Source organism: Nocardioides alkalitolerans DSM 16699 (genome assembly GCF_000426525.1).
GTDB classification, from domain to species: domain Bacteria; phylum Actinomycetota; class Actinomycetes; order Propionibacteriales; family Nocardioidaceae; genus Nocardioides; species Nocardioides alkalitolerans.
Genome location: NZ_AUFN01000015.1, coordinates 121586 through 135904 on the forward strand (window position 1 = coordinate 121586; position 14319 = coordinate 135904).

General features: G+C 74.4%; 15 protein-coding genes. 3 read left to right on the forward strand and 12 right to left on the reverse strand.

Annotated elements, in window-relative coordinates; translation table 11 throughout:
• Positions 1–4: 4 nt before the first annotated feature.
• The 5 genes from K329_RS0115020 to K329_RS27105 form a co-directional block, all read right to left on the reverse strand.
• Positions 5–205 carry an HGxxPAAW family protein gene (locus K329_RS0115020; protein ID WP_028473690.1) on the reverse strand — a complete coding sequence of 67 codons (201 nt, stop codon included), beginning with the start codon at positions 203–205 and terminating at the stop codon, positions 5–7.
• Between the two features lie 106 nt (positions 206–311).
• Positions 312–995, reverse strand: coding sequence for a Trp biosynthesis-associated membrane protein (locus K329_RS29680; RefSeq protein ID WP_052336943.1), 684 nt, complete (start codon positions 993–995; stop codon positions 312–314).
• Entirely contained in the window at positions 992–1336 is a 345-nt protein-coding gene (hisI, locus tag K329_RS0115030) for a phosphoribosyl-AMP cyclohydrolase (RefSeq protein WP_028473691.1), read from the reverse strand. The genes K329_RS29680 and hisI overlap by 4 nt, the downstream gene beginning before the upstream one ends.
• Positions 1337–1368: 32 nt before the next feature.
• Entirely contained in the window at positions 1369–3237 is a 1869-nt protein-coding gene (locus tag K329_RS0115035; protein ID WP_043643759.1) for an ABC transporter ATP-binding protein, read from the reverse strand.
• A complete protein-coding gene (locus K329_RS27105) occupies positions 3234–5141 on the reverse strand; it encodes an ABC transporter ATP-binding protein (RefSeq protein ID WP_342665409.1) in 1908 nt (635 codons plus the stop codon). Before K329_RS27105 ends, K329_RS0115035 begins: the two co-directional genes overlap by 4 nt.
• A 150-nt stretch (positions 5142–5291) precedes the next feature.
• Here K329_RS27105 and K329_RS0115045 point away from each other — a divergent pair, with 150 nt between their 5' ends.
• Complete coding sequence (locus tag K329_RS0115045) at positions 5292–5930, forward strand: TIGR03085 family metal-binding protein (protein WP_028473693.1); 639 nt, start codon at positions 5292–5294, stop codon at positions 5928–5930.
• A gap of 7 nt (positions 5931–5937) precedes the next feature.
• Here K329_RS0115045 and hisF read toward each other — a convergent pair whose 3' ends face one another.
• The 6 genes from hisF to hisD form a co-directional block, all read right to left on the reverse strand.
• Complete coding sequence (gene hisF / locus K329_RS0115050; RefSeq protein WP_028473694.1) at positions 5938–6714, reverse strand: imidazole glycerol phosphate synthase subunit HisF; 777 nt, start codon at positions 6712–6714, stop codon at positions 5938–5940.
• 3 nt (positions 6715–6717) lie between these two features.
• Complete coding sequence (gene priA / locus K329_RS0115055; RefSeq protein ID WP_028473695.1) at positions 6718–7455, reverse strand: bifunctional 1-(5-phosphoribosyl)-5-((5-phosphoribosylamino)methylideneamino)imidazole-4-carboxamide isomerase/phosphoribosylanthranilate isomerase PriA; 738 nt, start codon at positions 7453–7455, stop codon at positions 6718–6720.
• Between the two features lie 67 nt (positions 7456–7522).
• The gene (gene hisH, locus K329_RS0115060) at positions 7523–8200 is read right to left on the reverse strand and encodes an imidazole glycerol phosphate synthase subunit HisH (protein WP_028473696.1); all 678 of its coding nucleotides are present in this window, start codon (positions 8198–8200) and stop codon (positions 7523–7525) included.
• The gene (hisB, locus tag K329_RS0115065; protein ID WP_028473697.1) at positions 8197–8805 is read right to left on the reverse strand and encodes an imidazoleglycerol-phosphate dehydratase HisB; all 609 of its coding nucleotides are present in this window, start codon (positions 8803–8805) and stop codon (positions 8197–8199) included. Before hisB ends, hisH begins: the two co-directional genes overlap by 4 nt.
• Positions 8802–9980 carry a histidinol-phosphate transaminase gene (locus tag K329_RS27110; RefSeq protein ID WP_084541327.1) on the reverse strand — a complete coding sequence of 393 codons (1179 nt, stop codon included), beginning with the start codon at positions 9978–9980 and terminating at the stop codon, positions 8802–8804. Before K329_RS27110 ends, hisB begins: the two co-directional genes overlap by 4 nt.
• On the reverse strand, positions 9977–11275 hold the full coding sequence (gene hisD, locus K329_RS0115075) for a histidinol dehydrogenase (RefSeq protein WP_028473698.1): 1299 nt from the start codon (positions 11273–11275) through the stop codon (positions 9977–9979). Before hisD ends, K329_RS27110 begins: the two co-directional genes overlap by 4 nt.
• Before the next feature lie 83 nt (positions 11276–11358).
• Between hisD and K329_RS0115080 the strand changes: the two genes are divergently transcribed.
• Positions 11359–12099, forward strand: coding sequence for an LON peptidase substrate-binding domain-containing protein (locus K329_RS0115080; RefSeq protein ID WP_245596571.1), 741 nt, complete (start codon positions 11359–11361; stop codon positions 12097–12099).
• Complete coding sequence (ybaK, locus tag K329_RS0115085; protein WP_028473700.1) at positions 12099–12611, forward strand: Cys-tRNA(Pro) deacylase; 513 nt, start codon at positions 12099–12101, stop codon at positions 12609–12611. The genes K329_RS0115080 and ybaK overlap by 1 nt, the downstream gene beginning before the upstream one ends.
• Positions 12612–12652: 41 nt before the next feature.
• On the opposite strand, the gene K329_RS0115090 is transcribed toward ybaK, so the two are convergent.
• Positions 12653–14188 (reverse strand): hypothetical protein, encoded by a 1536-nt coding sequence (locus tag K329_RS0115090; RefSeq protein WP_028473701.1) that lies wholly within the window; start codon positions 14186–14188, stop codon positions 12653–12655.
• Between the last annotated feature and the right edge of the window lie 131 nt (positions 14189–14319).

Consider the following 14319-nt stretch of genomic DNA (forward strand, 5'->3'; position numbering starts at 1 on the left):
GACGTCAGTGCTTCTCCTCGTGCAGGCCCATCTTGGCCATCACGAGGAACACGAGGAACGCGCCGGCCGCCAGGGCCAGGCCGACGTAGAACAGCGGCAGGTTGATGGGGTCGAGCATCAGCGCGATGCCGCCCACCACGAAGCCGAGCATCGAGACGGAGACGCCCGTCCAGGCCGCGGGGGTGTTGCCGTGATTGTTGGACATGCGGGGGCTCCTCGGGCGCAGCAGGTCGGGGTCGTACGGCGGCCGCGTGGTGGACGAGCGGCCGAGGTCCAGTCTAGGTGGGGCTCCACGCCCCCGGGCCCGGGGGTCAGCGGGTCGGGTCGTCGCCGTCGTCGATGGAGCGCCACAGGTCGAGCGAGGTCGCCGGCCCCTGCGGCGCGGGGGTCGCGTCGCCCGTGGGCGCGTCGTACCTCGTGCCCATCTCGGGCCAGGACGGCGCCAGCCGGACGGCCGCCACGCAGGCCGCGACGGCCAGGACGGCAGCGACCCCGGCGACGAGGAGCCAGACGGTGTAGGTGGGGTCCGGGGTGTCGGCCCCCGGGACCGCCACCTCCTCGGCGACGCTGTCGGGCAGCGAGACGGCGCCGGTCACGACGACCGCGACCAGGCCGAGCGCGGTGACCGCGCCGAGGCCGGCCAGCACGCGCCGGAACCAGCCCCGGGTCACCAGCACGACGCCCCACGTGGCCAGCAGCACGAGGCTCAGCGCCGCCGCCAGCGGCGACTCCCCGATGTCGGTCGTCGTCGCCATGCCCGCGGGACCGATGCCGGCCACCTGTCCGGCTCCGCCCTCGACGCTCACCCAGGGCCGCGTGGACGCCAGCACCGCGAGCCCGGAGGACGCGAGGCCCACCAGGACGACCGGGCCGAACGTACGGCGCCGGCTGGGACGTGCGGGCCCGGTGCCCGGCTCGCTCGCCGGCTCGCTCACCGGGCCGCTGACGGGGTCGCTCTCGGGGTCGTGCGCGGGGTCGTGCGCGGGCGTGGTCACGACGTCGGCAGGAGGTCGGCGTCGAAGCAGGTGCGGTCACCGGTGTGGCAGGCGGCCCCGACCTGGTCGACCTTCAGCAGCAGGGTGTCGGCGTCGCAGTCGAGCCGCACCTCCTTCACCCACTGGTGGTGGCCCGACGTGGCGCCCTTCACCCAGTACTCCTGGCGCGAGCGGGACCAGTAGGTCGCGCGCCCCGTCGCGAGGGTGCGGGCGAGGGCCTCGTCGTCCATCCAGCCGAGCATCAGCACCTCGCCCGTGTCGTGCTGCTGCACGATCGCCGGCACGAGACCGTCGACGGAGCGCTTGAGGCGGGCGGCGATGGCGGGGTCGAGGCTGCTCACCCCTCCAGTATCGCGGGCGGTCGTCGGCGCGCTCACGCGGTCGTGCCCTGCTGCGCGACCCACGAGGAGTGCAGCCCCGCGTACACGCTGCCGGCCTGGGCCACCAGCTCGTCGTGCGAGCCCTGCTGCACGACGCGGCCGGCGTCGACGACGACGACCTCGTCGGCGTTCTCGGCCGTCGAGAGCCGGTGGGCGATGGTGACCGACGTGCGGCCGTCCATCAGGCGCTCCAGAGCGCGGGCGATCCTCATCTCGAGCGCGGGGTCGACCGAGCTCGTCGCCTCGTCGAGCACGAGCAGGTCGGGGTCGGCGAGGTGGGCCCGCAGGAGCGCCACCAGCTGCCGCTCCCCCGCGGAGAGCGACTCGCCGCGCTGGCCGACCTCGGTGTGCACCCCGTCCGGCAGCTGGGCGAGCCAGTCGTCCAGCCCGATCTCGGCCGCCGCGGCCAGGACCTCCGCCTCGCCGGCGTCGAGGTCGCCGTACCGGACGTTCGCCAGCAGCGTGTCGTCGAAGAGGAACCCCTCCTGCGGCACCAGCACGACCTTGCGGCGCAGCGACCGGCCGCGGATGTCGCGCAGATCGGTGCCGTCGAGCCGGATGGAGCCGTGCGTCGGGTCCATCAGGCGGGTCAGCAGCTTCGCGACCGTGGACTTGCCGGAGCCGGTCTCGCCGACGATCGCCACGCGGCGACCGGCCGGCCACCTCAGGGACACGTCGCTGAGCACGGGCTCGCCCCCGGGGTAGGAGAACCACACCCCGTCGAGCTCGACGTCGACCGCACGGTCGGGGAGGTCGACGCCGGCCTCGCCCGGGTCGACGAGCTCGGCGGGCGTGTCGAGCAGGCCGATCACGCGCCGCCACCCGGCGATCGCGTTCTGGGCGTCGGTGAGGATCTGCGTGCCCATCTGCACCGGGCCGACGAAGAGCGTGACGAGGAACGCGAAGGCGAGGATGCCGCCCGCCGTGATGTCGCCCGCCAGCCCGAGCCACACGCCGACGACGATCACGCCCGCGTTCGCGAGCCCGGCCGAGATGCCGCCGAGGGAGAAGGAGAAGGCGGTGAAGCCCTGGGCCCGGACGCTGGCCCCGCGGTAGCGGTCGATCGCCCCGTCGATGCGGCTCTGCGTGCGGGCCTCGACGGCGTAGGAGCGCACCACGGCGGCACCGACCACCGGCTCGGCGATCGCGGAGAGCATGACGCCCACCTGGCGACGCACGACGCCGTACGCGGCCGACAGCTTGCGCTGGAAGTAGCGCAGCGACGCGAACAGGGGCAGGAAGCAGACCCAGACCACGATCGTGAGCTGCCAGCTGTAGATCGCCATCACGACCGTGGCCACGAGGATCTGGCCGATGCTCACCACGAACAGCACGCCGCCGAACACGATGAACTGGCTGACCTGGTCGATGTCGCTCGTGACGCGGGAGACGAGCGAGCCGCGCCGCTCGGTGTCCTGCGTGCCGAGCGGCAGGTCGTGCACGTGCCGGAACGCCTTGGTGCGCAGGGTCGCCAGGCCGCTCTCGGCGGCGAAGAACAGCCGCGCGGTCATGAAGTACGACGCGATGCCCGTGACGAGCACGGCCAGTGCGGCCAACGCGCCCATGAGCATCGTGAAGGGCACGTCCGGACCGTCCGGGCCGTTGATGCCGCGGTCGAGCGTCTGCTGCACCGCGACCGGCACGACCACCTGGCCGAAGGTGGCGACGACGGCCAGCAGGAGCGTGACGCCCACCCCCTTGCGCAGCTCGGGCGAGTAGCCCACGCCCCGGCGGATCGTCTCGATCGCCCCGATCTCCTCGCCGGAGACCACGGCCGTGACGGCGCGTCCGCGCTCGCCACCGCGGCCCGGCTCGAGGGTGCCGTCGTCCTGCAGGTCGGTGGCCTCGGTGGTCGTGCTCATCGCCCGGCCTCCTCGTCGTTGGTGGTCTCGGAGCCCGCGATGACCGCCTCGCCCGGGACGGGGACCACCGGGTCGACAGCGGCGGCGGCGACCGGGGCACCCGCGTCGTCGGCGGCGTTCTCGTAGGCGTTGACGAGCCCCGCGTACGCCGGGTTGCGGCGCAGCAGGTCGGCGTGGGTGCCGCGGTCGACGACGCGGCCGTGGTCGAGGTAGACGACCTCGTCGGCCAGCCCGATCGTGGCCTTGCGGTAGGCGACGACCACGAGCGTCGTGCCGTCGCCGGCCTCGCGCAGGCCGCCCAGGATGCGTGCCTCCACCTCGGGGTCGACGGCCGAGGTGGCGTCGTCGAGCACCAGCAGCCGCGGCCGGCGCACCAGGGCCCGGGCGAGCGAGAGCCGCTGGCGCTGGCCGCCGGACAACGTGGTGCCGCGCTCCCCCAGCTCGGTGTCGAGGCCGTGGGCCAGGCGTCGGACGAAGGTGTCGGCCTGGGCGACGCGCAGGGCCTCCCACACCTCGTCGTCGCTCACGTCGGCGCCGAGCGCGACGTTGCCGCGCACGGTGTCGTCGAAGAGGAAGGCGGTCTGGGGCACGACGGTGACGGCCTCGGCCAGCGCGCCGTAGGCCAGCTCGCGCAGGTCGACCCCGTCGACCCGGACGCCGCCGGCCTGCGGGTCGACCAGACGCGTGAGGAGGCTGGTGAGCGTGCTCTTGCCCGACGCCGTCGGACCGACCACGGCGACCGTGCGGCCCGGCTGGACCTCGAAGTCGACGTCGTCGAGCACGCGGCTCGCCGGCCCGTAGCCGAAGCGCACGTGGTCGACCTCGAGCCGGGCGCCGCGGCGCTCCCGGGCCGCGCCGGCGGCGCCGCCCGGGCGGAGGCGCTCCTCGCCGTACACGAGACCGCCCTCCTCGTCGAGGACGCGGTGGACGCGGTCGTAGCCGACGACGCTGCGCGGCAGGTCGCCCAGCAGCCAGCCGATCGAGCGGATCGGGAAGGCGACGATCGTCAACAGGTAGGCGATCGTCACGACCGAGCCCGCCTCGGTGGTGCCGTCGAGCACGCGGGCGGTGCCGACCACCAGCACCAGCAGGACGCCGATGTTCGGCAGCGCGTTGAGCGCCGGGTCGAAGGCGGCCCGCATGCGACCCGCGCGGATCGCGACGTCGCGCAGCTCGCGCGTGCGCTCGGCGAAGCGTGCCGTCTCCTCCTCCTCGCGGCCCAGCGTCTTGACGACCATGGCGCCGTCGAAGGACTCGTGCGCGATCTCGCTGACCTCGCCGCGCAGCTCCTGCACCCGCGTCATCAGCGGTGACGTGAGCCGCTGGAAGTAGAGGTTGACGACGATGACCGCCGGGAAGACGAGCAGTCCGATCACGGCGAGCACGAGGTCGGTGAGCAGCATCTGCGCGATCGCGATCACCATCATCGCGATGGTGCCCACCGCCATCGGCAGCGGCGCGACCGGCGTCCACGCCGCCTGCACGTCGGAGTTCGCGTTCGAGAGCAGGACGCCCGTCGGGTGGCGGTGGTGCCACTCCATGGGCAGCGTCAGGTACTGCCGCGTCACCGCGCGGCGGTAGTGCGCCTCCATGCGGTACTGCATGATCCCCGCGCCGAGCCGACGGGCGACGATGCCGACCGCCCGCAGGATCGCGACGCCGACGAAGAGCCCCACCACCGCCCAGAGCGCGCCCGCGCCGACCTCGCCCGTGTCGAAGGCGGGCAGCACGACGTGGTCGGTGGCCCAGCCCAGCACCCACGCGTCGGCGACGGTCAGCGCGCCGAAGAGCACGCTGCCGAGCGCGGAGACGGCGAAGACCCACGGCTCGCGCCGGATCGCCACGCCGAGCACGCGCAGGCCCGCCATCGTCGGTGAGCGGCGGGCTTCGGTCTTCGTCGACACGCGGTCGGGCTCCTCGAGGTGGTCGTGGCCGGAGGCCGGGGAGGGTGGTCGGGGACGGAGATCCAACCTAGAAGAGGCCACCGACATTCCCCGATTCCTGCCCACCCGTCCTCCCCGGCACCGCTGCCGACCACCCCGTAGGGTCGGGACGTGCCGTCCTCCCCCTCCCTCGCCCGCGCCGAGCGCGAGGCGCTCGCCGGTCTGGCCCTCGAGCTCGGGCCGGGTGCCCCCACGCTCTGCGGCGACTGGACCGTCAAGGACCTCGTCGTGCACCTCCTCGTGCGGGAGCGCAACCCGCTGGCCGCGGCCGGCGTGATGCTCCCGCCGCTGGCGCCGGTCACGCGGCGCGTCACCCGGCGATGGGCGCGCGCCGACCTGCCGCTCCTGGTCGACCAGCTGCGGCGACCGCGGCTCACGTGGGCGGCCGTCGGGCCCCTCGACCGGCTCGGCAACACGGTCGAGCTGCTCGTGCACCACGAGGACGTCCGTCGCGCGCAGCACGACTGGGAGCCGCGGCCGCTCGACGACGCCACCCAGGACGCCGTGTGGCGCCTCGTGCGCCCGTTCGGCAAGGTCGCGGCACGCAAGGTCGGCGCGCCGCTGGTGGCCGTCGACGCCCGGACCGGGGCGCGGGCGACCATCCGCGGCGGCGTCGGTCCCGCCGTGGTGACGGCCGCACCGCTGGAGATCCTGCTGTTCCTCCTGGGCCGCGAGCAGGTGCGCGACCTCGAGGTCACCGGCCCCGATCTCGCCGTGCGCCGGCTGCAGAACGCGACGCGCGGCTACTGACGCCGGGCTAGCGACGCACGGGGCGACCGGCGTCGGCGAGCGCGCCCTTCACGTCGCGGATGCGCAGCGTGCCGAAGTGGAACACCGTCGCGGCGAGCACGGCGTCGGCGCCCGCCTCGACGGCGGGGGCGAAGTGCTCGACCGCTCCGGCTCCCCCGGACGCGATCACCGGCACGGTCACCTCACGTCGTACGGCGCGCAGCAGCTCGAGGTCGAACCCGTCCTGGGTGCCGTCGGCGTCCATGGCGTTGAGCAGGATCTCGCCCGCGCCCAGCTCGGCGGCACGCACCGCCCACTCGATCGCGTCGATCCCCGCGGAGCGGCGTCCGCCGTGCGTCGTCACCTCGAAGCCCGACGCCGTGCCCGGGCCGTCCGCCGGGACGCGGCGCGCGTCGACCGAGAGCACCAGCACCTGGTTGCCGAAGCGGTCGGCGATCTCGGCTACCAGCTCGGGGCGACGGATCGCGGCGGTGTTGACGGCCACCTTGTCGGCGCCGGCGCGCAGCAGCCGGTCGACGTCGGCGACCGACGAGACGCCGCCGCCCACGGTGAGCGGGATGAACACCTGCTCGGCCGTGGCCGAGACGATCTCCATCGTCGTCGCGCGGCCCTCGTGGGAGGCCGAGATGTCGAGGAAGGTCAGCTCGTCGGCGCCCTCCGCGTCGTACGTGCGGGCCAGCTCGACCGGGTCGCCCGCGTCGCGGAGCTCGCGGAAGTTGATGCCCTTGACCACCCGGCCGCCGTCGACGTCGAGGCACGGGATGACACGCACCGCCAGCGACACGGCTCAGGCGCCCGTCGGCAGCGTCAGCGCGAGCGCGTCGGCTAGCGTGAAGCGACCCTCGTAGAGCGCCGTGCCGATGATCGCGCCCTCGACCCCGTCGGGGACGAGGCCCTGGAGCGCCTCGAGGTCGGCGAGCTCCGTGATGCCGCCCGACGCCACGACGGGGCGGTCGGTGGCGGCGCAGACGTCGCGCAGGAGGTCGAGGTTCGGGCCCTGGAGCATGCCGTCCTTGTTGACGTCGGTGACGACGTACCGGGCGCAGCCCTCGGCGTCGAGACGGGTGAGGACGTCGTAGAGGTCGCCGCCCTCGCGGGTCCAGCCGCGCGCGGCCAGGGTGCGTCCGCGCACGTCGAGGCCGACCGCGACCCGGTCGCCGTACGTCGCGATCGCCCGCGCGCACCACTCCGGGTTCTCGATGGCCGCGGTGCCGATGTTGACGCGACGGCAGCCCGCGTCCATCGCCGCCCGCAGCGACTCGTCGTCGCGGATGCCGCCGCTCATCTCGACCTTGATGTCGAGCGTGCCGACGATCTCCGCCTGCAGCGCCCGGTTGTCGCCGCGGCCGAAGGCGGCGTCGAGGTCGACGAGGTGCAGCCACTCGGCGCCCGCCTCCTGCCAGCGCAGCGCGGCCTCGACCGGGTCGCCGAAGCGCTTCTCGGAGCCGGACACGCCCTGCACGAGCTGGACGGCCTGACCTCCCGCGATGTCCACGGCGGGCAGCAGCTCCAGGTACGACGACATGCGGGCGGTTCTCCTCGATCGACGGGGTGGTGCGGGGTGCGGGTCGGCCGGGCGGCGACCCGGCGGATCAGGCCCGGACGGCGACGGGCAGCGTCGCCACCCAGTTGCGCAGCAGGGCCGCGCCGGCGTCGCCGGACTTCTCCGGGTGGAACTGGGTCGCCCACAGCGGACCGTTCTCGACGGCGGCCACGAAGCGGTCGCCGCCGTGCTCGGCCCAGGTGACGAGCGGTGCCTTGGTGCGGTTGTTGGTCTCGAGCTCCCAACGGCGCACGCCGTACGAGTGCACGAAGTAGAAGCGCTCGCCCTCGATGCCCGCGAACAGCTGGGAGCCCTCCGGGGCCTCCACGGTGTTCCAGCCCATGTGGGGGACGACGGGCGCCTCGAGGCGCTCGACGACCCCGGGCCACTCGTCGCAGCCGTCGGTCTCGACGCCGTGCTCGATGCCCCGGGCGAACAGGATCTGCATGCCCACGCAGATGCCGAGCACCGGACGACCGCCGGCCAGGCGCCGGCCGATGATCTCGTGGCCCTTCACCGCCCGGAGGCCGGACATGCAGGCCGCGTAGGCGCCGACCCCGGGGACGAGCAGGCCGTCGGCGTCCATCGCCGCCTGCTTGTCGCTGGTCAGCACGACGTCGGCGCCCGCGCGCTCGACCGCCCGCACGGCGGAGCGCAGGTTGCCCGAGCCGTAGTCGAGGACGACGACGGTGGGACGGCCCGCAGGGGCGCCGGGCGTCTCGGTCACAGCGTGCCCTTGGTGGAGGGCACCCCGGTCTCGCGCGGGTCGATCGCCACCGCGTCGCGGAACGCCCGGGCGAAGGCCTTGAACTGGGTCTCCACGATGTGGTGCGGCTCGCGGCCCGCCAGGACGCGCACGTGCAGCGCGAGGTGGGCGTGGAACGCGATGGTCTCGAAGACGTGCTTCGTCAGCGACCCGAGGTAGGCCACCCCGGAGCCGCCCAGCTGCACGTAGACCTGGCCCTCGGGCTCGCCCGTGTGGACGCAGTAGGGACGGCCGGAGATGTCGACGACCGCCTGGACGAGCGCCTCGTCGAGCGGCACCGTCGCGTCGCCGAAGCGTCGCGTGCCCGCCTTGTCGCCCAGCGCCTGGCGGATCGCCTGGCCCAGGACGATCGCCGTGTCCTCCACCGTGTGGTGGGCGTCGATCCAGGTGTCGCCCTCGGCGCGCACCGTCAGGTCGAGCAGCGCGTGCCGGGCAAACGCGGTGAGCATGTGGTCGTAGAAGCCGACGCCGGTGGAGATGTCGTGGCGACCGGAGCCGTCGATGTCGATCTCGACGACGATCTTGGACTCGCTCGTGGTGCGCTCGAGCTTCGCCGTACGGCTCATGCGCCGGGCTCCTTCGGGGTGGTCGGGGTGGTGGGGAGGATCGGGGTGGAGGCGTCGACGAGGCGCGGTGCGTCCTTCGCCACGACCGACAGCGCGTCGCGGAACGCGGCCATCTCGTCGGGCGTGCCGACGGAGACCCGCAGCCAGCCCTCGGGGCCGGTCTCGCGGATCAGGACGCCGCGGTCGACCAGGCCCTGCCAGACGGCGTGGCGGTCGGCGAAGCGCCCGAAGAGGACGAAGTTGGCGTCGGACGCGGCGACCTCGTGGCCCTCCTCGGTGAGCCACGTGACGAGCGCGTCGCGCTCCGCCCGCAGCGAGGCGACGTTGCCGAGCAGCTCGGGCGCGTGGCGCAGCGCGGCCAGCGCGGTCGCCTGGGTGACCGCGGAGAGGTGGTACGGCAGCCGCACGACGCGGATCGCGTCCGTGATCGCCGGGTCGGCGGCGAGGTACCCGAGCCGGGCGCCCGCGAGGGCGAACGCCTTGCTCATCGTGCGGGTGACGACGAGGTTGCGGTGGGTCGGGAGCAGCTCGAGCGCGCTCGGCACCCCGGCCCGCCGGAACTCGCCGTACGCCTCGTCGACGACGAGCAGACCGTCGTGCTCGGCCACCGCGGCGCAGAGCGCCCCGACGGCCTCGGGCGGGAGCGCCGTGCCCGTCGGGTTGTTGGGGCTGGGCAGCAGCACGACGCTCGGCCGGTGCTCGGCGACCAGGGCGCGGGCGGCGTCGAGGTCGAGCGAGAAGTCGGTCTCGCGTCGCCCGGCCACCCAGGTGGTGCTCGTGTCGCGGGCGTACTCCGGGTACATGGAGTAGGTGGGCGCGAAGCTCAGGGCGGTGCGGCCGGGACCGCCGAAGGCCTGCAGCAGCTGCAGCATGACCTCGTTGGACCCGTTCGCCGCCCACACCTGGGCGGGGAGGACCGGGGCGTCGGCCGGGACGTCGCGCGAGAGGTACGCCGCGAGCTCGGTGCGCAGGGCCGTGAACTCACGGTCCGGGTAGCGGTTGAGCGTCGTGGCCGCCTCGGCGACCGCGGCGGCGATGTCGGCCACGCAGGCCGCCGAGGGGCCGTAGGGGTTCTCGTTCACGTTGAGCTGGACCGGCACGTCGTCGGTCGACATCTGCGGGGCGCCGTACGGCGCGATGCCCGCCAGCTCGTCGCGCAGGGGCGGGAAGGTCATGCGAACCGCACCTTCACGGCCGTGCCGTGGCCCGGCAGGTCCTCCGCCTCGGCGAGGGTGACCACGTGGTCGGCCACGTCGGCCAGGCCGTCGCGGCTGTACTCCACGACGTGGATCGACCTGGTGAACGCCCGGACCGAGAGACCGGACGAGTGGCAGGCGCACCCGCCGGTGGGCAGCACGTGGTTGGAGCCGGCGCAGTAGTCGCCGAGGCTCACGGGCGCGTAGGAGCCCACGAAGATCGCCCCGGCGTTGCGGACGCGCCCCGCCCAGGACGCGGCGTCGGCCGTGTGGATCTCGAGGTGCTCGGCGGCGTAGGCGTTGACGACGTCGAGGCCCTGCTCGAGGTCGTCGACGAGCACGGTGCCGGACTGGCGCCCCGTGAGCGCCGTGCGGATGCGCTCCTCGTGGCGGGCGGCGCCGACCTGCGTGTCGAGCTCGACGTCGACGGCAGCGGCCAGGCGCTCGCTCGGCGTCACCAGCACGGCGCCGGCCAGCGGGTCGTGCTCGGCCTGGCTGACGAGGTCGGCCGCGACGAACGCCGCGTCGGCCGTGTCGTCGGCGAGGATGGCGATCTCGGTGGGCCCGGCCTCGGAGTCGATGCCGACCGTGCCGCGCACGAGACGCTTCGCGGCAGCGACGTACACGTTGCCCGGCCCGGTCACGAGGTCGACCTGGCGGCAGGGGCCCGCGCCGTACGCGAACATCGCGATCGCCTGGGCACCGCCCACCGCGTAGACCTCGTCGACGCCGAGCAGCGCGCAGGCGGCCAGGATCGTCGGGTGCACGGAGCCGCCGAACGCCTTCTGGGGCGGGCTCGCGAGCGCGATCGACGGCACGCCGGCGGTCTGGGCGGGCACGACGTTCATCAGGACGCTCGACACGAGCGGCGCGAGACCGCCGGGCACGTAGAGGCCGACCCGGTCGACCGCCACCTTGCGGTGGGTCACCCGGGCGCCGGGCGCCAGGTCGCTCACGACGTCGGACTCGAGCTCGGCGGCGCTCGTCACCCGCAGGCGGGCGATCGACTCCTCGAGCCCGGCCCGGATCGCGGGGTCGAGCTGCTCGAGGGCCGCGGTGGTCGCGCCGGCCGGCACACGGATGTCGTCGAGCTCGACGCCGTCGAACTTCGCCGACAGCTCGAGGACGGCCTCGACGCCCCGCTCGCGGACCGCGTCGCAGATCGACTGCACCGCCGGTACGGCGGCCTCGACGTCGAAGTCGGCGCGGGGAACCACGGCGCGGTAGTCGAGGGAGCCGGGGGCGGCTCCGCGCAGGTCGATGCGACGGATCATGCCCGCGATTCTAGGTGTCGGCGCCGACGGCCCCGTCATCGCGGCCGTCAGGTGGGCGGGGCCCATGCCCTAGGCTCGCCGGTGTGAGCGCCGCGGACGGACCAGCCGACGAGTCCCCCGACGACGGCGCCCTGCCGGGTGAGGGACCGGCGCCCCTGCAGCTGCCGATGTTCCCCCTCGGCTCCGTGCTCTTCCCCGGCCTGACGGTCCCGCTGCACGTCTTCGAGGACCGCTACCGCGCCCTGGTGCACCACCTGCTGCGCGAGCCCGACCCCGCCCTGCGCGTCTTCGGCTCGGTGGCGATCCGTGAGGGCTACGAGGTCGGCGACCACGGCAACCAGTCGCTCCAGCGCGTCGGCTGCCGGCTCCAGCTCACCGAGGTCGAGGCCCACGAGGACGGCACGTTCGACGTCGTCGCCGTCTGCCGCGACCGCATCCGGCTCGACCGTCTCGACCCGAGCGGCACCTTCCCCGTCGGCGACGTCGTGCTCCTCGACGAGGAGCCGGCCGCGGGCCTGCCGGTGGTCGGCGCGGCCGTCGACCGCACCTCCGCGCTCTTCACCGCCTACCAGACCGTCGTGGCGCAGCTGCGCGGCGACGTGCTCTCGGGCGAGCTGCCGCGCGACCCGACGTACCTCTCGTGGGCCATGTCGGCCGTGGCCCCGCTCCCCCTGCCCGACCGCCAGCGGCTGCTCGAGACCGACGACACCACCGAGCGCCTCGTGCTGCTCGGCGACCTCTTCGCCTCCGAGCTGCAGGCCATGAACGTCATCCCGTCGCTGCCGGCCACGCGGCTCAACCGCACCGGCTGGTCCCCGAACTGATGGCCCGCAGGGCCGCCGCGGGCAAGGGGGCCGGGCGCGGCGGGACCCCCGCGACCGTCGCGCTCACCGCCGCCGGCACGTGGTTCGAGCTCCACCCCTACACCCACGACCCCGCCACCACGTCGTACGGCGACGAGGCCGTCGCGGCGCTGGGGCTCGCGCCCGAGCGGGTGCTCAAGACGCTGCTGGTCGACCTCGACGGCGAGCTCTGCGTCGGGGTCGTCCCGGTCGCCGGGCGACTGGACCTCAAGGCCGTCGCCACCGCGCTCGGCGGTCGGCGGGCGCGGATGGCCGAGCCCGCCGCGGCCGAGCGGGCGACCGGGTACGTCGTCGGCGGCATCTCCCCCGTCGGACAGCGGCGCCGGCTGCGCACCGTCGTCGACGAGAGCGCGCTCGGCCACCCGACCGTGTTCTGCTCCGGCGGCCGCCGCGGGCTGGACCTCGAGCTGCGGCCCGACGACCTGGTCGCCGTCACCGGCGCGGTCGTCGCGGCCGTGGCCCGCACGGACTGACCGAGCTGACCGGACTGGCCGGGCCGGCCGAGTCGGCCGGCTCAGTCGGTGGTGATGCGCAGCAGGGTGCGCGCCACCCCGTCGCCCTCGTCGATCCGCGTGGAGAGGCCGAGGCCCGCCAGCGGCTCCGCGTTCTCGGCCAGCTCGTCGCCGCCGAGGTCCCGGGCGAGGGACTCGAGCCAGTCGCCGGCGTTGAAGTCGACGAACAGCAGCGAGTGCACGTCGTCGGTCTCGGGCACCACGTCGGCGAAGACGTCCGAGCCACCGAGGTCGCCGTCCTCGGCGAGGGACTCCGCGTGCTCCGGCGTGGTCGCGACCCCGGCGGTGCCGTCACCGTCGGCCACCTCCGGGTCGACGTCGCTCGGTGCTCCGGACGCGTCGAGCAGCGAGTCGACGAGGTCCTGCACCTCGTCGCCCTCGACCCCGAGCAGCTTCACGCCGAAGGGAAGGTCCTCGAAGGACTCCGCGTCGGCGATGGCGTCGACGTCGAGGTCGCCGCCCGCCACGAACGCGGCGCCGTCGCCGAGCAGGGCCTCGGCGTCCTCGGGGAGGCTCAGACCCGTCTCGTCCTCGACCTGCGCCACCGCGTCGTCGATCTCGTCGTCGGGCACACCGAAGGTGGAGGCGGTGTCGAGGAGCGTGTCGTACCAGCCGTCGGCCAGGCCGAGGGCGACGACGCCCGTCGTGTCGTCCGGCAGCGACGCGGCCAGGTCGCCGGCCGTGCCCCGGGTGAGGAGGTCGGTGTCGCCGAACTGCGCCTGGGTGGCCATCTCCAGCTCGAGACCGGCATCGGCGAAGCGGAGCGTCAGGGCAGCGCCCTCGAAGTCCTCGACGGCAGTGCGCACCGCCTCGGCCGCCTCGTCCGAACCGCCGAACTCGGCCGGGTCGAACGCGCCGTCGGCGTCGAGCTGGTCGGCGAGCACTCCTCCGGCGGCGGGAGCGGCGTACATGCTGAGGATGCCCGCGTCGCCGGACGCACCGGTCCAGCGCTGGTAGGTCTCGTCGTCGGTGAGCGGGTTCTCCGCGGCGGCGTCGAGCACGGCAGTCGCGGACTCGACGTCGTCGGTGACGACCATCCAGCCGCCCTCCGCCGCCCAGCCCATCTGCGCGGCCCCGCTGCAGTCCTTGATCTCCTCCATGCCCGCCGAGGCCGCGTCGGCGTCGGTGACCTGGAGGATCACGACGGCGTCGCCACCGGCCTCCGGTGCGTTGGGGTCGTCGTCGTTCGCGACGACCGCCGCGCCGAACCGGTCGCCCAGCCAGGAGTCGATGTCGTCGAACGCGAGGTCGTCGCACCCCGACGTCGCGATGACCTCGTCGAAGAAGGTGCGGCGCAGGTCGGACTCCGAGTCGAGGTCGAGCTCGTCGGACACGTCGTCGAAGGCCGGGAACTTCTCCAGCATCTCCAGGGCCTCGAGCTTCTGCCGCCCGCTCGGGTCGAGGTCGACGCCGACGTAGAGGAGGGTCGAGGCGGGGAGGGCCTCGGCGGCCTGCGGCCCCGTGGCGAAGTACGCCGCGTAGGCGAAGGCGCCGCCACCCACGGCGGCCACGCCGATCACCCCGACGACGCCGAGCACGACACCCCGGCGGGCACCTCCGCGGCCCGACGACGCCGGCGCAGGACCCCAGTCACCGGGACCGTTCGGGCCACCCGGGCCGTTCGGACCATCCGGGCCGGGCCCGGGCCCGTACGCGGTCCCGTACGGGG

Coding starts and splice junctions, on each gene's coding strand:
- ybaK (WP_028473700.1), top strand. CDS start 12,099: ATGGCCCGCAGGGCCGCCGCGGGCAAGGGGGCCGGGCGCGGCGGGACC.
- hisD (WP_028473698.1), bottom strand. CDS start 11,275: ATGATCCGTCGCATCGACCTGCGCGGAGCCGCCCCCGGCTCCCTCGAC.
- K329_RS0115035 (WP_043643759.1), bottom strand. CDS start 3,237: ATGAGCACGACCACCGAGGCCACCGACCTGCAGGACGACGGCACCCTC.
- priA (WP_028473695.1), bottom strand. CDS start 7,455: ATGTCGTCGTACCTGGAGCTGCTGCCCGCCGTGGACATCGCGGGAGGT.
- K329_RS27110 (WP_084541327.1), bottom strand. CDS start 9,980: ATGACCTTCCCGCCCCTGCGCGACGAGCTGGCGGGCATCGCGCCGTAC.
- K329_RS0115020 (WP_028473690.1), bottom strand. CDS start 205: ATGTCCAACAATCACGGCAACACCCCCGCGGCCTGGACGGGCGTCTCC.
- hisB (WP_028473697.1), bottom strand. CDS start 8,805: ATGAGCCGTACGGCGAAGCTCGAGCGCACCACGAGCGAGTCCAAGATC.